This window comes from Martinezella paranaensis (assembly GCF_014200235.1).
Lineage (GTDB): Bacteria > Pseudomonadota > Alphaproteobacteria > Rhizobiales > Rhizobiaceae > Rhizobium > Rhizobium paranaense.
The window spans coordinates 24,032-42,766 of sequence record NZ_JACHBI010000016.1 but is presented as its reverse complement, the minus strand read 5'-3'; the positions used below and the strand labels follow the sequence as shown (position 1 = coordinate 42,766).

Annotated in this window: 15 protein-coding genes and 1 pseudogene; 9 read left to right on the top strand and 7 right to left on the bottom strand. The window is 59.0% G+C overall.

Features of this window, described 5'->3' with window-relative positions:
* Positions 1-19: 19 nt before the first annotated feature.
* Together GGD50_RS32920 and GGD50_RS32915 are read left to right on the top strand one after the other, a co-directional pair.
* Complete coding sequence (locus GGD50_RS32920; protein WP_246451556.1) at positions 20-2,440, top strand: type I restriction enzyme HsdR N-terminal domain-containing protein; 2,421 nt, start codon at positions 20-22, stop codon at positions 2,438-2,440.
* A 49-nt stretch (positions 2,441-2,489) separates the two neighbouring features.
* Positions 2,490-2,777, top strand: a complete 288-nt coding sequence (locus tag GGD50_RS32915) for a restriction endonuclease (RefSeq protein WP_246451561.1) — start codon at positions 2,490-2,492, stop codon at positions 2,775-2,777.
* A gap of 146 nt (positions 2,778-2,923) precedes the next feature.
* Here GGD50_RS32915 and GGD50_RS27480 read toward each other — a convergent pair whose 3' ends face one another.
* The 6 genes from GGD50_RS27480 to GGD50_RS27455 form a co-directional block, all read right to left on the bottom strand.
* Positions 2,924-4,057 (bottom strand): DUF4238 domain-containing protein, encoded by a 1,134-nt coding sequence (locus GGD50_RS27480; protein ID WP_183940159.1) that lies wholly within the window; start codon positions 4,055-4,057, stop codon positions 2,924-2,926.
* A gap of 3 nt (positions 4,058-4,060) precedes the next feature.
* Positions 4,061-7,579, bottom strand: a complete 3,519-nt coding sequence (locus GGD50_RS27475) for a DEAD/DEAH box helicase (RefSeq protein ID WP_183940157.1) — start codon at positions 7,577-7,579, stop codon at positions 4,061-4,063.
* Complete coding sequence (locus GGD50_RS27470; protein WP_183940155.1) at positions 7,563-8,342, bottom strand: Hachiman antiphage defense system protein HamA; 780 nt, start codon at positions 8,340-8,342, stop codon at positions 7,563-7,565. The genes GGD50_RS27475 and GGD50_RS27470 overlap by 17 nt, the downstream gene beginning before the upstream one ends.
* A gap of 11 nt (positions 8,343-8,353) precedes the next feature.
* Positions 8,354-9,160, bottom strand: coding sequence for a restriction endonuclease (locus GGD50_RS27465; protein ID WP_183940153.1), 807 nt, complete (start codon positions 9,158-9,160; stop codon positions 8,354-8,356).
* A gap of 103 nt (positions 9,161-9,263) precedes the next feature.
* Positions 9,264-10,301 carry a nucleotidyl transferase AbiEii/AbiGii toxin family protein gene (locus GGD50_RS27460; protein ID WP_183940151.1) on the bottom strand — a complete coding sequence of 346 codons (1,038 nt, stop codon included), beginning with the start codon at positions 10,299-10,301 and terminating at the stop codon, positions 9,264-9,266.
* A complete protein-coding gene (locus GGD50_RS27455; protein WP_183940149.1) occupies positions 10,294-10,884 on the bottom strand; it encodes a DUF6088 family protein in 591 nt (196 codons plus the stop codon). The genes GGD50_RS27460 and GGD50_RS27455 overlap by 8 nt, the downstream gene beginning before the upstream one ends.
* Before the next feature lie 706 nt (positions 10,885-11,590).
* Between GGD50_RS27455 and GGD50_RS27450 the strand changes: the two genes are divergently transcribed.
* The 7 genes and pseudogenes from GGD50_RS27450 to GGD50_RS27420 all read left to right on the top strand — a co-directional run bounded on the left by GGD50_RS27450 (position 11,591) and on the right by GGD50_RS27420 (position 17,591).
* Positions 11,591-12,502 (top strand): ABC-three component system protein, encoded by a 912-nt coding sequence (locus tag GGD50_RS27450; RefSeq protein WP_153321199.1) that lies wholly within the window; start codon positions 11,591-11,593, stop codon positions 12,500-12,502.
* Positions 12,499-13,008, top strand: a complete 510-nt coding sequence (locus GGD50_RS27445) for a three component ABC system middle component (protein WP_183940145.1) — start codon at positions 12,499-12,501, stop codon at positions 13,006-13,008. Before GGD50_RS27450 ends, GGD50_RS27445 begins: the two co-directional genes overlap by 4 nt.
* A gap of 290 nt (positions 13,009-13,298) precedes the next feature.
* Positions 13,299-14,972 (top strand): DUF3732 domain-containing protein, encoded by a 1,674-nt coding sequence (locus GGD50_RS32910; RefSeq protein WP_246451554.1) that lies wholly within the window; start codon positions 13,299-13,301, stop codon positions 14,970-14,972.
* A 525-nt stretch (positions 14,973-15,497) separates the two neighbouring features.
* Complete coding sequence (locus GGD50_RS27435; protein ID WP_183940141.1) at positions 15,498-15,923, top strand: Rrf2 family transcriptional regulator; 426 nt, start codon at positions 15,498-15,500, stop codon at positions 15,921-15,923.
* 264 nt (positions 15,924-16,187) lie between these two features.
* A complete protein-coding gene (locus GGD50_RS33390; protein ID WP_210318978.1) occupies positions 16,188-16,877 on the top strand; it encodes a nuclear transport factor 2 family protein in 690 nt (229 codons plus the stop codon).
* Positions 16,878-17,264: pseudogene (locus GGD50_RS27425) on the top strand (amino acid ABC transporter ATP-binding protein); the annotation flags it as partial.
* A gap of 153 nt (positions 17,265-17,417) precedes the next feature.
* The gene (locus GGD50_RS27420; protein ID WP_183940139.1) at positions 17,418-17,591 is read left to right on the top strand and encodes a hypothetical protein; all 174 of its coding nucleotides are present in this window, start codon (positions 17,418-17,420) and stop codon (positions 17,589-17,591) included.
* Positions 17,592-17,632: 41 nt separating this feature from the next.
* On the opposite strand, the gene GGD50_RS27415 is transcribed toward GGD50_RS27420, so the two are convergent.
* On the bottom strand, positions 17,633-18,673 hold the full coding sequence (locus GGD50_RS27415) for a helix-turn-helix transcriptional regulator (protein WP_183940136.1): 1,041 nt from the start codon (positions 18,671-18,673) through the stop codon (positions 17,633-17,635).
* Between the last annotated feature and the right edge of the window lie 62 nt (positions 18,674-18,735).

Here is an 18,735-nt window from a genome sequence, read left to right as displayed (position 1 = left end):
CCAAACGACACCTTTCACAATGAGCACCAAGAACAAAAATCAAGGTACAAAGACCTCCCATCGCAGGCCCCCTGAAGCGGAGCTGGAAGCGATGATGTCCGAGGCGTTAGGGAGAGCCTTTCCGTCTGTTCCGCGACGCGATTTTCGCCATCAGGAGCGCTTCTCGGTAACGGTCGGGCATGACACGTTCGAGGTGGATGGTTTACGCGATTGGCGCGCCGTCGGTCGTGCGGACATCATTCTGCTCCATCAGGATCGACCGCTCGCCGTCGTTGAATTGAAACGCGCCGGACTGGACCTGACCGACGATGATCGCAAACAGGGCCAAAGCTACGCCAACCAGCTGACTCCGCGTCCGCCGCTAGTGATCGTCACCAACGGGAGCGATTGCGGTCTTTTCGACAGTTCGACAGGCGCGCCGTGGGTGCCGGGGACAACCGAAGGCGAGATCGTTACCAAGCTCTTCGAGAATGCGGCGAAGATCGCGGCCGCTAATTTGGATTGGGCGATCGAGGTCCTGATGGGGCCGGACGCAGGCGTGTGGCCGAGTGCGGTCCGTGCGCGAACGCGTCACGTGCTCGATCAAATGACCGGGACCGCATCGGCGCACGCCAAGCCGTTTGTCACCGATTTCCTGATTCCGCGGGTCGCGACTGTCTCCGTCAAGCGGGCTTTCGATGCGGGGCAATTGACCCTTTTGATCACGGGAGCGCCGCTTAGCGGAAAAAGCCACATCCTGCGAGAATTTGCAGAGCGTATGGCGACCTCGGAAACGTACGCTGTTTTTCTGGTCCGCGGTGGGCGTGGAGGGGCAGGCCTCTTCCAGCGAATCGCAAATACGCTATCCGCCGCGCTCGAGTGGGCTGTGACAGCAGATGACATCCGTCAATGGCTCAGGCGCCTCTCGCGCAGCGTTGGCGACCCTGTGCTTGTCCTTGCGATTGACGGAGTCGTTCCGGACTCACCGGTTGCAAATGACATGGAAGAACTTTCTGAGTCGGGCTTCGGTCCGCGATTGCGGCTTCTGGCCACGACCGACGACGTTGGCGGCTTGCTCTCCGGCTCGAACGGCCGCGATGTTTCCGCGCTGGGGGAGGCTGCCCAAACTATCCAGGTTGACGTGTTGAGCCAGATAGAGTTTCAGAAGGCGCAAGAGGTTCTCGCGGCCCACCGGATCGGTTTCCTGAAAGGAGCAGATTTCGCCGGCGAATACCGCGCTCCCTGGCTGCTTCGGACGCTGCTCGCCGATATTAGCCAGGATAGCCGACACACAGACCATGGCGTAGTGCTGTCCTCGATGTTGGGTATTTGGTTCATCGACGCCGTGAGAAAGCGCTTTGCGGGACTAGGGGAAGCGGCTCACGGCTTTCGCCTTCTTGCGCGCGACTTCGTCGCCGATGTGGCACGAACCTCGAGCGAGCTCGCCTTAGAAATGTCGCACGGGTTTGTAGTGCGGCGCGATGCTTTGCAGCAGCCGACACGTGACGTCATCGACAGCCTCGCTTCGCAGGGATGGTTGCGCAGCTATCGCCATGCTGGCGGTGAAGATGTGATTGCGCCCCGCGCACCAGACCTATTTCTGAGTGAGGTAGCTTACGCGATTTCGGAGGAATTGGAACGGAAGGTTGCGGCGGATCCACGAGCTGCCGGCCACTGGTTGGCAGATCGCCTTGAGGGTGTCTTCCTTGGAGACCTCATCGGGGCCCAAGCCATTCGCGATATGGCCACAAGGCAGGGCGCCTTCTCCAGCGGTCTGCTCGTTGGGCTGTATGACCGAACGCCCCGAGCGAGGCCCTTCAAGCGGGGCATGGTCGCATTTCAAAAGCCGGATGGGACGCTGCAGGATCTTCGCATCAACGGCGACGGCACGGTAACGCTGCTGGACGCGGCGAGACAGCCGCAAGGTGAACCGATTGATCTTGAAGGAGAACTACCGCGGACCTATGGGCCGATGGCAGGGTGGATGATCCTCGCTCAGTTGGCCTATCTTCCTGCCTCGGTCGGGGACGATGATCGACCGCTGGTTGGTGGCTCGTTGCTGCTTGAGATTGGAACCTGCCCATTTCCGTTGATGCGAGCGGCCCGCGACCCGGTCGGGCATCTCGTCCACGATATCGCCGGGCACGGGTCGGTGCTTTGCGTAGAAAACGGAGTCGTCGAACCTGCGACATCGGCAATGCAACAGTTCTTTACGGCACAATGGAAGGACGGCGCCTCGTGGTTTGATGAGGCATTGTCCCGCAAATCACTGCCCCTTTTGAATCGCATTTTGATTGCGTTGCGCCAGGCTCGCCATGTTTCCACCGGAGCCAGGAAGGAATGGGCGAACAAGATACTCAAAGAACGCATCGATCCGGCGATATCGGCCATTCTGAAGCAGGACAAGCCTTTGTCAAAGCGTACTCGAGGGAAGGAGCGAAAGAGCACTCGTCAAAAATAAGCGAGCGCTTTGCTCGTCTCATCGCACAGGATCCTGGGACGCTCGCGATCTGGAATGGCGCGACGTCGAACGAACGATCGCGGAGATATTCGACGGGCTCGGATTTAAGGTGACCTTGACGCCCGGCAGCAGGGACGGCGGCAAAGATGTCATCCTCGAATGCGAGTTCGCAGGCAAGCAGGCAACCTATTACGTCGAGATCATGCATTGGCGGTCGTCTGCGCGCGTCGGGACCGACGCTGTGGAGAAGCTGCTCAAGGTGATCGTCCGGGAAGAGAAGGCTGGAAGTCTCTTCTTGTCGACTTACGGCTTCACCGAAATGCGTTCGAGCAGTTGACAACGATCGACCGACAAAAGCTGCGATTTGGCGATCAGGACTGGATCGTCACGCTCTGCCGCACCAATGTGAAGGCAAAGGCCGGGATCTGGTCCCCGCCGAGGAATTTGACTGAGGTGATCTTCGACGACTGACGTTCATGCCGCTCAGTCGTGCGTGGCATCCGGCGGAAGCGAAGCCGCTGCCATCTTCGCCTCCAGCCGTGCAGCTTTCTCTGGTGTGTCGATATATTGCGAAAGCACCGGTCGAGGGCCGAAGACATTGCGACAGACGATCTGGACCTCCTTGGCGCCGCGTCGGCGCACCTCCGTCGTGATGGTGGGCACGAGCGCGGCGTGGGCACGTATCAGGTCGTCGCTTGATCGGTCCTGGCCGATCGTCATCCGGTAGGAAAACTGCGCGATGGTCCGGTTGATCTGCCGCACCTTCCGGCTATCCGAGATGTCGCGGTGACAGGAGATCATGTTCACCGGCCCTCGCTTGCTCGAGCCACACACCAGCATGCGGGCGGAAACCGGGAAGATCAGCTCAACCTCGTCTGAATGCTTGTAGGGGATTCGCGCGTGAAGCGATTGACGCGGGTCGTAGCTGCACACAGGATTGTCCGAAGTCAGGAACGGCGTGGCAGTGTTGTTATGCAGCACTTCGAAACCAAGCCGGAAGCAGAGGTCTCCGAAATCTTTGAACTCGCCCTGCATTGCCAAGAGCGTTTCATGAGGATTGATGCCTATTGGCACTGTGTCGAACTGACCAGCGTAGCGCTCCAACTCCGGAGGGAGTGCGCCGATTTCTTCGGCGATCTTGTGTTCGCTGCGGAGCTTGGCCTCCAGCATCAACGCGTGTCGGTCGCGCGTTGCAGGAACGCGGGCGCGCATGATTGTTTGCATGCCCAGGACATTGAAGGAGATTGCGGATGACAATCGGCGCTCCGTGAGAGCCCTAAGCGTCTCCGGCCACACGGTTTCGATGGTATTCCACAAGTCCTCAAAACGGTGGTTTTCCTGACCTCCCTCGGGCAGCTTCTGTGAATAATAGTCTCGCTCGAAGCCGATCGCCCTCGGCTTCATGGGAAGAGGATCTCCGGGCGTTTCGCAAAGGTAGACCTGAACCCGGCCGTCATCGGCGGCAAAGCCGTCCATGTAGACTGCCGAGATGAAATGGTGCCGGCGATTGTTGCGATTGGTATCGCCGCCGGACGGGTTGAGCATGCTGAACGGACGCACATCGCCGTCGGCGGGAACGGCGCCCCACTGGCCGAAATATTTTGGCTCCTTGGCCATTTGCTACACCGTCCACAAATCGTCGGGGCCGAGATAGCTCAAGTTGAGCTGGGCGACATTCAAAGCCACGCTCGCTCGTACGAGGCCACGCCGAGTTGGATTGAGGGGGTGCTGCAGCAGGCCGATCGCGTGTCCGTCCGGCGCCAGAACAAGTGGCTGGCCGTTCCGGTGGAAGAGGCTGACTGGCGTGCCTGCGGGGGCTGGCGTGGCGAACCACTGGACATTTCCAAGATAGTCTCGGCGTGCCCAGGTCCGGTTATCCGACGGTGCAAAATCCCGGATGAACTCCAGCCATATCGCACGCGTCTCAGCCGTCGGCCAGTCGGGCTGGAACGACCAGGCCGCGAGGTCGGGTGAGCGCAACCAAGCGCGCAATTCCGCCCCGGTCGTAAAGGTTGAAGCTGTGTCGGTGACGACTTTGATGGCAGCCAGCCGCGAGTTGAAGCCTGCCTGGATCAGGATTGATGCGGCACGGTTCATCGTGCCGGTCTCGACAGCCGGTACGGCCAAGCCGAGCTCATGGTCGTCCAAAGCAAGTGAAAATATGCCGACAACATCGCCATTGGCAGCGGCACGGACGCGCAGGGCCTCCATAGCCCAGGGCAAGCGATAAACCAGGCCGCCCTCAATGAACTGCAAGGCATCAGCTTCCTGACCGGCGACTATCGCGGCTAGCGGCTGCCCGAGCAGCCAGCACCTGAGAATATCGCGCCAATTGTCGGGGAATGGGTCCGGCGCGAACGGATAGAAACCGAACACGCGTTCTGCGATGCCCGTGATCGCGGCGATGGCCGCCTCATCGTCGGATACAGCGAGAGCCGCGTTGGCCAGAATAAGCAGGTTATTGGCCTCGGGCGCAATTGCATCAAGCGCGTGCCCGGCCTCGAGACCGAGCCCGGCCAGAAAGTAGCCACGCCGTCTAACGGCGGTCGAATTCGCCCAGATATAGCGGCTTCGTGTGAGGAGCGTGGTGCGATAGGCGGCGCGGGAAGCATCGTCGACGCGGAGCAGGCGACGATGCCAGAGCGAAGATTGAAGAATGTTGTCGAGTGCCACCTCGATCTGGTCATCGGGCACGTCGGCTTCGCCGATGAGACTGAGAATGGCGGTATCGAGCGTCGCCATATGACGCTCCCATTCCTTCAGCGCCCGCTCACGCTTGTCAGCCTTTTCGTTGGCAACCTCCGGAAAGGTCCAAGCCGCGGCATTGTTGACCACATAATCGATCAAGTGGTCGAGGTTGCCGCCGATCCGGGCGTGCATGCGGCTAAGCAGGGAGAAGATCAGCTGGATGAGCCCGCTTTCCATCTCGCGGGCACCGAGATCCTCAATCAGTCCGACCCATTCATTTTGCTTTTTGTTCTTCGTATCCTCAAAGATAGGATGGATGACTAGGCCTTCGACATCGACATATGCGCGGCCGGCGCGGCCGATGACGTTCTTAAATTCAGAGACCTTGATCTTCTCACCGTGGCGATAGAGCGAGTGCATGACGACGGCGGTTGCCGACAGATTGAGGCCCTGGGCCAGCGTCGGCGATGAGATCGTGATCTTGAGCACGCCGTCACGTAGTAGACGTTCGACTTCCTTGCGATAGGCGGTCGGCAAGGCTCCGTGGTGCAGCGCCACGCCCAGTCGCAGACATTTCAGGATGTCGCTGTGCGGGCCAAGCCATTCTTCACCAAGCGCTATCGCGGTTTGCAACATGGCTGGATCGACGGTGAGCAGGGAGGCGAGCGCGCCGCGTAAGTGTAGGTCGACGAGGACCTTGGCAAATGGTTCGACACTCCGGCGCTCCGGGCAGTAGATCAGAACGGTCTGGCCGTCGATGACGAGACGCCAGGCGGTAGCAAGGCTTAACTCCTGCTGGTTATCCGGGAAGAGCCGTGTGCGGAGCTTTTTTGGTGGCACAAACAGCGGCGGCGCGGCGCCGGTGAGAAACCGCGGCACGAAGGGCTTTTCCTCGCCGACACGAAGATTGAGGCGCGCCGTCGGCGAACTCCAGGTCACTTCGCCGAAGCGCAGGCGTGTTGGACGCCAGTCGTGCTTGATAGGGCCGCCGGCCTGATCGCGTCGCAGCCACGCCGAGAAGTCCTCCATTTGATCGCCGTCAGGAAGAATCGCCGAAAGGCAGACAATGCGGCGCTGATCGGCGTCCGGGCGACGCAGGAGGCGCTGAATCTGAACCTCGTATCGAACCTCGCGCTCGCCAGGCCCGATCATATGGCCCTCGTCGAACACGAGCAGACCGACATCGTCGAGTAGCGACGGGTCGTTTCTCAAGGCAAAGTCGAGCTTTTCAGGAGTCGCTACGACGATATCGCGCTCGCGGATGGCATCCTCGTCGAAGCCAGACACGCCAATGCTGCCATAAAGGGCGGAGATCGTCTTGCCGAGCGGTCCAAACGTACGCTGGAGCGTGGTTTCCGTCTGCGCCGATAGGGCACGAAGCGGTGTCACGAACATGACCCGCCGACCGGCGGCCAAACATCTCAGAATGGACAATTCGGCGATGCGGGTCTTGCCGGCGCTGGTCGGCAGCGAGACGACGAGATTGTCGGTCTGATCGACAGCACGCGAGGCCGCCTCGCTCTGCGAAGGCCAGAGGTCGAGCTCGGCCCTCGGGCGGCGAGCGAGCAAGGCGACGAAGAGCTCGCGAAGGCCTGGCCATGAAGGTGCAGCGCCGCCGGCGGGCAGTAGCGGAATTCTTTCGTGGAAGGTGTTCGACCAGAGATCGGAAAGCAGATGGATCGCTACCCGATGCACCCACCATTGCGGCAAAAGGTTCAATTCCGCGCAGATTGCGAGACTCTCACGAAGTTGGGCGATTGCGTTGTCAAGAAGCGCACGCTCGCCGCGATCCAGTGCGAGAAGGAACATCGCGAAGGCGCCAAAAAACGTGTCTGTCAGCGCCAGATCCAGGCCTTCGAAGAGGAAGTCTTGGCCATCACGGTCCTCCGCATCGGCGGCCGGCTCGGCGAGGCGTTGCTGAAAGAGCGCAGAGATGGTTGCGTCCGAGCCTCGGCCGTCGAGACGGAAGGCGTAGACTCGTGCCCTCAACTCGGTGATGTCACGTCGCATCAAAAGCGCGAGTGCCTGCTCGATCGGGGAAAAATTCTCCTCGGCTGCAACGACCGTGAGGAGTGAATAGGCTCGAGCTGATAAATGCGCGAGGTGATAGCTTGCGGCTGCCATGACGAAATGGAAGTCGCGATCCGCCTCGGTGCGGTTGCCTTTCGCCATAACCGCTTCAAGCGCGGTTGCCGCCTGCTCAAATGCGATACGTGCTTGGTTTGGATCGCCGCCAAGTTCGAGCAGGCGCAGTCCCAGCCCAAGCAAGCCGTAGGCGTAACTATGGAGATCGAAGCTGAGCTGGGGCGAGAAGGCGGGGGCATCAGGAGGTAAAACACCGTCACGCCATATCATGGCGCGCGCCTGGCCTCGCGCGATGAGTCTGCCGCGAAAGCCGGTCGTTGCCGCGTCCGTGATGGCCGCTATGATTGCTTCAGGGCTGGTTGGCATCGGCAATTACCTGAGCGTATACGGCCCCAACGAAGGCGGCATGGCCGTCTACATGTAGACCGATGCCCCATTGACCAATCGGACCAGGATAAGCCTGAAGAGCCTGTGTCAGCAGTACCTGTGGGGAGTTTCCTGAGAAAGTGAAGAGGAGATGCTTGACGCTCTCGGGTGGAATTCCGTGCCGATAAAGCGCATCGTCAATCGCATCAACGAGCGGCATGTCAGTGCCCAATTCCATGAGCCTGGCCGAGATGTAGGATAGAGAATGCGATGATGGCAGGCCGCCATCCTTGTCGAGGCCTGAACGCGCCTCTTCAAGTGTCTTGGTGCGAAGGGCAGCGCGGCTCTTCGCTTCCGTTTTCAGGAAGCGAAGGCGTTGTGTCGCCGGGTCAAGGAGCATCCCGATGACGTCATCGCCGCGCATTGCCATATCGCGGTGATCTCCCCAACGTAGGCGTTTAATGGGCGCGCGGTAGCCGCTGTGCGCGTTGATCCATTCGGTTGCGTAGATCTCGCCGAGGTCGCCCGATCGTATCTGAGAAGTTTGCGGTAGTAGGTCGTTGATCAACTTTGCCGCCCCGACCTTGCCCAATCGCGCCAGCGCTCTCGCGATCCGTTCTTCAGCGGCATAGTGAGTAGGCACAGCGGTAGCCGTCACCTGGATGCCGGTGGGAGTGTCCGCCGGCCGGCCCGTCATGACGCGGACGTGATGATTGCCGAGGGGAGTGTCCGAAGCGTCGCACCAATCGTTGAATTGTACCATGCGCTTTCTCGTCAGGTCGGGAAGAGGTCGCGAACACGAAGGAAGGGCATGCCGGTTTCGGCGGCCCTGCGCACCTTGCGCTCCAGAACCTGGTTGAGCGGAATCTCGCGATCGAGCATCTCGTAGAGATCGAGCCCATCCATGCAGATGACTCGCTTGCCGCGTCCGAAGGCGGCAAGGCCATCCTCGGTGAAACCGCTGTTGCTCACGAACAGACCGCGGGTCCATGCGGCCTTTTGTTCGATCTTGCAGTGGAAGGTATGCAGCTCGGCCACGCCGATTGGCTGGCCGTGCCATTTGGCCTCAAGGAGATAGGTCTCGCTTCCGAGCTGAAAGCTGCCGTCGATCTGTTCGCCGCGCAGGCGAAAGGGCTCTTGGGCAGCGAGGCCGAAGGCGTCGAATAGGCCTTTGAGAAATCCCTCGAATGCGTAGCCTCGTGCATGTGGCGCAAGCGCGGTGACCTGAAGCAGATCCGTTTTGATCTTCGTGACCGCCTGTCGATCAACAGCGGCAGTCTGCGGGCTCGCTTTGGCGCGTTGGGGCGAAACGCCGCCTGAGAGGCGGTTGATTAGTGCTTGATAGCGCGTTTCCGCATTGGCGACTGGGTCGGCTCCGCCTGAGCGAGTGAGATATTCGCCACGATGCTCCCAAAGTGCCTCCAATGCGCGCACGGCGGTCGCGTCATCGCAGGTTTGGAGGAAGTAGCGCAGGCGCTTGCCCTTCGAGCCGCCGTTGACCGCGTATTGCGGGTCGTCGATGTTGACCTTGAGCTCGGAGGTGAAAAACTCGGCGAAACTGGTGTCGGAAAAATCCAGCACAAAGCCCGGACCGCGGACAAAATCGACGAGGTCGTCAACAAGACGCAGGTCTATGGATCGAATCGAACTAATAAATCTTCCTCCCCCAGCGGCCACCCTCGCGCTATTTGTTTATCTTTTCTTGCAGCGATGCAATCTTCGCAAGTATGTCTTCGAATGATGGCGGTGCCTCATCGAACATCATCGGCGCCATGGCTCGGTAATCGGCACGCAAGTCCCTGACCCGAGCTTCATCAGGCATTAAGCGCAGCGTTCCCGGCTGTGCAGTATCGTAGTTGGCCCAACCAGAACGGAAAAAGGTCGTCTTATGCTTAGCCACCTGCGCCAAGAGATCGAAGTCGGTTGCGGCGGCCTTGCCTTCCTCCGTATCAAGGAGCATGGCGAGATCGTAATAGTGCCGCGAGAAATATTGCGGCGTGGGCGAATCCGCTGGACGGTGCGCTTCCGCATGGAGTGCGGTCGCCTTTTCCCAGAAAGTACGCCGCGCTGATAGCACCGTCACGGTAGTGTCAGGATGATCGAAGAAGTCGGGATAATCCTCAGCCGCATAAGGGCGAACGACTTTCTCTTCCGTTGGCCAAGGATCGCCCCGCGCGCCAAGTTCAAGCTTCACGCGCGGCGTAATGTAGGCCATGCCTTCATATTCGGTATCAGGGAGTGCCGCTGGATAATGGAAGTTGACCGTTTGGGCGTCGCCGGGATCGATCTCTAGCTTCCACTCTCCGCTGGTCGGCTCACCGATCTGTTCCACGATCGCGGCGCGAAGAGCTGGGAGCAGTTTTTCTGCAATGTGACGTTCGACGTCACCAACCAGATCGTCGATCAGCCGTGCAGCCTTCTTCTTGCTGATACCTTCCTTCTCGGGATCGCGGTCGCCGGTGTATCCGAGCTCGGCGCGATCAAATGACAGGTCGATGTCCTCAGAGAAACGGCGGATAGCGTCAAACGCTTTGGAAAGCGACGTCCCTCCCTTGAAGACGAGCGAGGCTGTCGCGCCCTTGGGGAGGCCGAAAAGCCGCCTCAGGCTCCAGCAGACCCAGAAGTCCTTCTCGATGATTGTGTTGGCAACGCCCCGACGCGCGCCGGTCTCCCCAAAGAGGGCGGCGCGGTCGTCGGTTGAAAGCAGGGCGACCTTATCCATCGATATCGGCCGCCGCGTTTGCGATCGAGACAAGTGTCGGGCGCATCCAGGCGGGCGCCTGAATAGCGGTCGAGGCTAGTGTCTTCTTGTCGCTTGGCGACAGCCTGCGCGCCGCGATTTCCACGACGTCGGCGGCCCGAACAGGTCCAACATGGCGAAGCGCTTGAACCACCGTACCGGCAGGACTGCCCGGAGCGATCAGATGCTTGGGCGAAGCATGACGAAGATCGACGACGCGCTTCCCGAGCACGACGCGTCGCGATGGGCCATCGGTGAGATAGGTGCTCTGGGCGGGGACCTGTGTCGAAAGGCCGAGCGCGTTCGCCGCCCGTGCGCCAGCAATCTGTACCCGCGAGCCGGTCTCACGAGCAAGCGCCTGGGCTACATCATCGGGAGCAGGCGAAAGGGCGCCGAGCTGTGGATGCAGCTTGGGATAATCGTACAGCCCGCGAGCAAGGCGGCGAAGTTGACCACCCTTGACCAGTCGGGAAAGGGCCTGGTCAACCGATGAGCGGACGGCGACGGAGAGAAAGTCGCTTGGCGTGAAGACACTACCGCGTCCCCTGGCGCGGACACGCTTCATGACCCGGTCGGGAACAGATGTGACGGCTGTCTTCATGTGTCAGAAAATAAGACATCTTTTTCTGACATGCAAGAGGGCATTACGGCAGCTGCAGTTAGCGCGATTATCAGCCTGCCCTGACTCTCGGAGTTGCTCACGCGGAGAGTTTCGCGGGTAGGCCTGGCAGAGGTCAGCACTCAAATCAAAGGGGCATTACAGGGTAAAATTCAACGAATTCACATACGCCCAAACGCCGATGCTTTGGACGGTGGCGGGAGCGGAGCGGCCACGACGGTGCTAGCCGTCCAAAATTTTATCGCGAGTGGAGATGCAAAGAGCCGCTAAGCTGTTGTGAACAAGCGAAATTTGCCTGAGTAATCGCACAACCATCTTGTGCAAAGCTCGGTATAGCGTAACCATAAGAGTTCGACCGTGTGGGGGCGAGTGGAAGCTAAAGCGGGGGTGACAGTTGAACGCCGAGATAAAACCGACGAAGCATAGCGCTCCAGGGCAGTATCTCGGGTTTGCACTGCAGCCTGTCCGAGCTTTCTATCATCTTCTCACCGCGCCCAAAGGCGCAAAGGTTGCTCTTGAGTTGCAGGATGACGTTTCGGTCCACTACGTCGACGGGAGCGTTTGTCTTGAGCAGACAAAAAGCGCCCTAAAACAAAATCCGATTGCGGACTGGGACGAAGATCTTTGGAAGGCCTTCGATAATTGGCGCGTTATGCTCGATGCTGGACAGTGTGTAGCGACCTCGACCAAATTCCGGCTTTACGTGACGCCTGCCAAAAAGGGTGCCTTCGCCGAGGCTCTTTCCGCCGCCAAATCCGACGAAGAGGTCGAGGCCGCGCTCCATGCCATCAGGACGAAGCTTGATAAGAAGAAGAATCCTCCAGCGAGTGCCGCCAAGGTAAACGCACTTCTCGATGCGCCGGAGGGAGATCGCCACGGTCTGGTTCGGAATTTTGAATTGGAAGCCGATGCTAACGATCCGCTGGAAAGCATCAGGGATCGTCTTCGGCCGTCGGTCGCTGAGGCCAATATCGACATCATCGTCCGCTCCGGTATCGGTCAGGCCAAACAGGCGATGGATCGACTGATCCAGCAGGGCGAAAAGCCAATCCTCGACGCTGACGCGTTTCGCCGCGATTTCCACGCCTTCATTCGCCAGAACAACCTGCCCGGTCTGCTCGCGTCGTTCAGCGAGTCGCCCGACGACAGCTTGATCGCCGGCATCGCTGCGGCGCGCCCGGTCTTTGTGCGGCAGCTTGAACTCATCGAGGCCACCGAAGAGGACCGCCTCCGCGCCGTAAGCGACTACCTTCGCGCCTCAGCTGACAAAGCGGATTGGGCAGAACGCGGCGAGATTTTCTCCGGCAGTCTGGACGGTTGGGACGAGGATCTCGTCAAGAAGCACGGCATGACGAAGGGCGATGTCGCCGACCTGCACGGCGAAAAGTCCGCTGCTGTCCAGGGCAGGCTGCTCTATCGTCAGTGCGCTCAGCACATCGCTCCTCTTGAGGGCCGAGCGGTTCCCAGCCATTTCGTCCACGGGAGCTTCAACGATCTTGCCGATCGCCGCGTCCTTGGCTGGCACGGCGATTACGTGACGCTGCTGGAGGATGGCGGCGAATGACGGCCTTATCACCACTCAGGCTCAACGAACTCGATATCGTACAGAACCCCGCGATCGGCGCCTATCTGATTTGGCAATTCGCGTTGGGTTATCAGGAAGACGGTGCCGCCGAGGTTCCGATTCCTCTGGCATTCCTCGTGCTGCCAATGCTGTTGCACCGGCAGACGTTCGATGAGGTGGCATCGACGCGCAAAGCATCTGGCCTGCCGCTGTTTGCTGCGAAATTCGACAAGGAGCGGGAAATTTTGATGGGCATCCACGGACGCGCGATGCAACTGCGACCGCTTAGCCTTCAGTCGATCGGGGTGGCAGCGACGTCGAAGCTCGTGCGGATCGACTACGACACCGCGCAGTTCCACGGATATCCATTGGACTTGCTCGACGTCGCCAAACCAAAATTGCCTGAACGCTTAAAGGGCTTCGCGTCGGCAGCTGACAAGGTTGGCTATTGGTTCTCGAAACTCGGTCTGGCGCAGGTTGCCTCCACACTCAGGGTGGATTTCTAATGTATTTTCAACTGCGCAAGCTCATCCTTTGGCCGCGACACGATGCCGAACCTCGCATTGTCGAGTTTCATCCGGGAGTCGTGAACGTCATCAGCGGCGCCTCGAAAACCGGCAAGTCCGCTGTGATCCCCATTATCGATTACTGCCTTGCATCCGATAAGTGCGCCATTCCCGTCGGAGTCATCCGAGAAAACTGTGGTTGGTTTGGCGTTCTTATCGATACGGTCGAAGGGCAGAAGCTGCTCGCGCGTCGAGAACCCGGCGATAAGCAGAGCACCAGCGACATGGTGATGATCGAGGCGGCCGAGATCGAGATTCCGAGGCGGATCGAGGACAAAGGCACTACAACTCAAGTCGTTAAAGCCACGCTTAACCGGCTTGCGGGGCTGACCAACCTCGATTTCGAACCGGAGGCAGATTCGAACTTCAAGTCTCGGCCGAGCTTCCGCGACCTTATGGCTTTCACCTTCCAGCCGCAAAATATCGTGGCCAATCCAGACGTGATGTTTTTCAAGGCCGACACGACCGAGCATCGTGAGAAGCTCAAGACCATCTTTCCCTACATCCTGCAGGCAGTGACAGCGGACGTCCTGCAGGCCCGGTCTGAGCTGGACCGCTTAACTCGCATCTTGCGCCGACGCGAGAACGATCTGAGGGCTCTGGTGTCCGCCGCCAACGCATGGCGAATGGAGGCACAATCATGGCTTCGGCAGGCCGTCGAATTCGGTCTGTTGCAGCCTGATCAGATCATCCCGACTGACTGGTCGGAAATCGTCGATTTGCTCCGCAGCGTCGTTGAGGCCAACGGGGACGCCGCACATCCAACACTTGCAGGTGTAGACACTGCGCTTGATCGGCTTCAAGCGCTGCGAGCCGAGGAGACCTTGGTCGCGGCTGAATTGACCCGGCATCGTCAGCGTCTGAGCGAATTGCGCCGTCTTGTGGAAAGCAGCGACATCTATGGCAGCTCGCTGCGCATTCAGCGCGATCGCCTCGCGCTGTCTGATTGGCTGCAAAAGCTCTCGGAGGACGGTGACACTGGCGAACCGGTCGCACTCCTATCGGATGGGGGCAAACAAAAAATTCATCAGCTAACGGACGCGCTCGCCTCTATCGAGGTTCGGCTTCGGACGCATCCAAGCGTGTCAGACACCCTGGACCGCGAAACGCTTCGCCTGCGTGCAGCGGCCGAAACGCAGCTCGTCCGCCTGAACGAGATCCGTCGCGAGATAGGGGTCCTCGAGCGCGACTCAAAGGCGGCCAAGCAGGCGATCGACCGGTTTGACCGCATGGAGCGTTTTCTTGGTCGGCTTGAACAGGCACTCGAGCTGTACGATCGCACGGACCAGTCTGCCGGCCTTCGACAGGAGATAGACGCGCTCAAGGCGCAAATCGCCGAGCTCCAACGCAAGGTCTCCGAGACCGAAATCGCGCGGAAGCTGCGCAACGCCGTCGACAGTATCGAGGCTACGACGGGACGTTTGATACCGCGCTTGGATGCGGAATGGCCCGATGCGCCAGTGCGACTTATGATCCCCGATCTCACCGTCAAGGTGATCCGTGGCACGCGCGACGACTACCTCTGGGAAATCGGTAGCGGCGCCAACTGGCTTGCCTATCATGTCGCGCTAACGCTTGCCCTCCAGATATTTTTCCTGGACCTTCCACATCATCCCGTCCCGGGTCTTCTGATTTACGATCAACCTAGTCAGGTCTATTTTCCGCGGCGAACCGCCGGGGATAGCAAGGCCGATCCTGTCGCTTGGCGCGACGAAGATGTGGTCGCGGTGCGAAAGGTCTTCGCACTTCTGGGCGAGCAGGTTGCGGCTGCGCGGGATCGGTTGCAGGTCATCGTGCTGGACCACGCCGATGAGGATGTGTGGGGCGACTTGCCTAACGTCATTTTGGCTGAAGAATGGCGTGACCGCGCATTGGTGCCGTTCGACTGGCTTGAGGACGACTAATGTCAAGTCGACTTCCTCTGGCAGCGCTCGACCAGCCCGGCGACGAGCGCTAGATGGAGCCACGACGGTACTTTTTGGGCGGCTCTCGCCTGATACGTTAGGCTCATAAAGGTGTGGTGTGGACCGATCGGAGTCGAGGGGCTCACTTACCTGCCGCCTGCATTCCATAACAAAATCAAAGGCGTAGCATTCTGACGAGCCATGGGGCCATGGTTGGTGGCATATTTTTTTGAACAAACTCCGATAGTTAACTAGAGCGCGAGCAATCGAACGGGAAATAAATGCGGTTCAAATCCCTTCAAGGTGTGGACAATGGGCTTTTAAATGGCAGCTGCGATGGACGCCATTTCAATCGCGCGTCGCTTCCCGGGGTGTCGCCGCCGAGCACCCCGTCATTCAGCCGGCTGTATCGTCACTCGACAGACATCAGAAAGGCCTTGCAAGCCTGTCCTGCTGGTGGAGGGATAACACGCTTACTTGCATAGATCCGATATGTGCCTGTATAAAGCACATATTGAGGACGCCATGAACACCCGCTTCGCCGTTGCCACGCACATACTGACATTTCTGCAATCACAAGAGGGCTCGCCAGCATCTTCAGAGCTCATCGCTTCAAGCGTTAATACCAATCCGACGCTCATTCGGCGGCTTCTTTCGCAGTTGGCCAGGGCCAGTTTGACGACGTCTCAGATGGGAAGCGGCGGCGGAGCTTTACTGGCACGGCCAGGTTCCTCGATCACGCTGCTGGACGTGCACCGGGCAATCGACGAAGACCTTGTGGTTTTCCCGCTGCACCAGGAACCGAACCCTCAATGCCTAGTCGGCCGGAACATCAACAAGGTTCTAAAGGGTCGCCTTGCCTATGTCGAGCGGGCGATGGAGCGTGAACTTTCCCGCACGACCATCGCTGATCTCGCGGCCGATATCTCCGCTATCAGTTCGACGGCTTGAGCGAAAACCCGATTCTTCGTGCGCCGGGGCTTTACATTTATATGTGATCGAAATAGATACATATAATCTGTTACAGAAATGGTCACATATTATGAAAGCAAATCTCCCGGGCCGTCTCGTTCTTGCGATTGCGGCAGTACTCTCCCTCGTAGGTGGCCTGACGGCGACCGCCGGTCACGCAACGGAAACTGAAATGACTTCACAAGAAAAACAGGTCTTCGACTTCTCAAGGCTATCGAAACCGGCGCGGCCGAGCCGGTCGGCGTGATTGATCCCGCCAAGTACATTCAGCATAATCTCGCAGCCGCCGATGGCCTGAAAGGCTTCGGTGAGTTGCTGGCTGCGCTGCCCAAGGGGTCGGCCAAGGTGAACACGGTCCGAGTGTTCCAGGACGGCGATTTCGTTTTCGCTCACAGCAGCTATGATTTTATCGGACCGAAGATAGGGTTCGACATCTTTCGCTTTGAGGACGGGAAGATCGTCGAACATTGGGATAATCTTCAGGAAACGTCAGGCCCTAATCCGAGCGGACACACGATGGTCGATGGCCCGACCGGAGCCAAGGATCTGGACAAGACTGTGGTCAACAAGACGGTGGTGTCTGGTTTTGTCGATGACATTCTCGTCAACGGCCGCATGGAGAAACTCGCCGGTTATTTTGACGGAGACAACTATGTTCAGCACAATCCGCAGATCGGAGATGGACTGACGGGGCTGGGAGCCGCTCTGAAGGCGATGGCCGATGCCGGTATTTCAATGAAATACGAGAAAGTCCACCAGGTTCTGGGCAAGGGCGATTTCGTCCTGACCGTCAGCGAAGGCACATTCGCTGACAAGCCAACATCGTTCTACGACCTGTTCCGGGTTCAGAACGGCAAGATCGCCGAGCACTGGGACACGATCCAACCCATCCCAGCTAAGAGCGAATGGAAAAACCAGAACGGCAAGTTCTGACAGACGGCGCTGAAATTCCTGGAACGCGTGCGCATTCCCGAACAGGCCAACAAATACCCGATCCAGCTTTCGGGCGGCCAGCAGCAGCGCGTCGCAATTGCCAGATCGCTTTGCATGCAGCCGGCCGTCATGCTCTTCGACGAGCCGACTTCGGCACTCGACCCGGAAATGGTCTCTGAAGTACTGGAGACAATGACCGGTCTTGCCAAGGACGGCATGACGATGGTTTGCGTCACCCACGAAATGGGCTTTGCCCGGGCCGTTGCTGACCGTGTGATCTTCATGAACACAGGCCAGATCGTCGAGCAGGGGACGCCCGAGGAATTCTTCGAGAATCCGCAGCACGAGCGCACTAAACTGTTCCTCAGTCAGATTCTCAAGCATTGAAACCATGTCACGGCGCCGCTTTTCAGGGATTTTCGAAAATGTGCAGTGTGTTGCGATAACGACATCCGCGCGCCGGCCGTTGGACGAACGCGCCGGTCAGAGCTCGCGCTCCCGGATAAACCCAGTACCGCGTCACTGACCTCCGGGAACCCCATGCCGCGCGCCATTGACGAGCATCAGGACGGTGGCGAGAATTCTCACTGCAAAAAGTCTTTTGAATTTGCCGCTGAGGTGATCTGGTTGTCGTCTCCACGGATCGCCAAGTTCGGCTTATTGTCGACGCAAGCCATCCAGGCCCGCGTATTGTTCACGGTCGACAGGCGATAAGCTCTCTCGACGAGCAAGCTCGATAGCCCACGATCATCACATCAGCTGAGGCTGGCATAGTGAGGGGCGCTCAGGACGATATGGCGCTTTGGCACAGTCAAACCGATTGCCAGGTCTGCAGCCCTGCCTAATCCTGCCGCATGCGTAGAGAGAATTTTTAGCGCCGTGGCGTTATCCTCGTCGGTCAGGAGGCTTTGCGGACGGAGCGGACGGCTACCGCGGCGAAACTCTGCCGGGGTACAGCCAAAACGGGCGCGGAACTTGTTGTAGAAGACCGCAGGATTGCCAAAGCTCTTCCGCTCCATGATGGTCCTGATGGTATCGTCGGTGGTGCGTAAGTCGTTTGCGCAACTATCGAGCCGCATATTCTGCGAATAGTCTCGATAGCCAATCCCCAGGTGCCGTTTGAAGAGCCTGGACAGATGGCTGACAGTCAATCCCTCCGCCTCTGCGATCTCGTTCAGGTGCTGGCTCTCGTCCTGCCCGCCGAGCGTGTCCATGATACGCAGAATGCGGTTGCGGCTGTCGGCGCGCATCTGGGCATTCGCAGCCTCGGCATCTTCGTAAGGTATCCAGCGATAAATATAGCAGGCCAAAAGATTGGCGGCGGTCTGGCGTGACAGGTCTTCCTCGGGTCGGGTAGCCTGATCGAGAATGATGCGGGCGATTAACGACTTGATCGGCTCTACCTTGCTCATGAAGGAACGGCAATGCAGGAAGGTGCGGCATAGATACTGCCGGGCGGAAAAACCGGCAAGCCCCATGCGCTCGAAATGGCTCGTGTCAAGATGGACGCCACAGATCAATGCGTCGCGGGAAATGGATGTGGAATTGTGCGGGAGATCGCCGTTGATGACGATGAGGTCATCTTCTTTCATCTCGCATACCTGCCCATTGACGATTAGTCGGAAGCTGCCGCGCAGAAGGAAAACTATCTCCATTTCCCGGTGCCAATGGTAGGGTACGTCGGCGTAGCCATGCACGAAAGCCCGGCAGTGGGGATCGCCCGACGGGCCGTGATCTTCGAATCCGCAGCCAGTCCGTCCACGCCTGGCGTCCTGCTGCACATAAGCTACGGTCATGTGATCCTCCCTACTTTCAAAAGCACTAAATATCAAAAACTGATCTATTTCCAGAACAAGTT

What these genes read in the sequence shown, in the direction of transcription:
- GGD50_RS32920 (WP_246451556.1), top strand. Translation starts at nt 20, where the DNA reads ATGAGCACCAAGAACAAAAATCAAGGTACAAAGACCTCCCATCGCAGG.
- GGD50_RS27480 (WP_183940159.1), bottom strand. Translation starts at nt 4,057, where the DNA reads ATGGCCAAGGAGCCAAAATATTTCGGCCAGTGGGGCGCCGTTCCCGCC.
- GGD50_RS27475 (WP_183940157.1), bottom strand. Translation starts at nt 7,579, where the DNA reads ATGCCAACCAGCCCTGAAGCAATCATAGCGGCCATCACGGACGCGGCA.
- GGD50_RS27470 (WP_183940155.1), bottom strand. Translation starts at nt 8,342, where the DNA reads ATGGTACAATTCAACGATTGGTGCGACGCTTCGGACACTCCCCTCGGC.
- GGD50_RS27460 (WP_183940151.1), bottom strand. Translation starts at nt 10,301, where the DNA reads ATGGATAAGGTCGCCCTGCTTTCAACCGACGACCGCGCCGCCCTCTTT.
- GGD50_RS27455 (WP_183940149.1), bottom strand. Translation starts at nt 10,884, where the DNA reads ATGAAGCGTGTCCGCGCCAGGGGACGCGGTAGTGTCTTCACGCCAAGC.
- GGD50_RS27450 (WP_153321199.1), top strand. Translation starts at nt 11,591, where the DNA reads ATGCTCGATGCTGGACAGTGTGTAGCGACCTCGACCAAATTCCGGCTT.
- GGD50_RS27445 (WP_183940145.1), top strand. Translation starts at nt 12,499, where the DNA reads ATGACGGCCTTATCACCACTCAGGCTCAACGAACTCGATATCGTACAG.
- GGD50_RS32910 (WP_246451554.1), top strand. Translation starts at nt 13,299, where the DNA reads ATGATCGAGGCGGCCGAGATCGAGATTCCGAGGCGGATCGAGGACAAA.
- GGD50_RS27435 (WP_183940141.1), top strand. Translation starts at nt 15,498, where the DNA reads ATGAACACCCGCTTCGCCGTTGCCACGCACATACTGACATTTCTGCAA.
- GGD50_RS27420 (WP_183940139.1), top strand. Translation starts at nt 17,418, where the DNA reads ATGCCGCGCGCCATTGACGAGCATCAGGACGGTGGCGAGAATTCTCAC.
- GGD50_RS27415 (WP_183940136.1), bottom strand. Translation starts at nt 18,673, where the DNA reads ATGACCGTAGCTTATGTGCAGCAGGACGCCAGGCGTGGACGGACTGGC.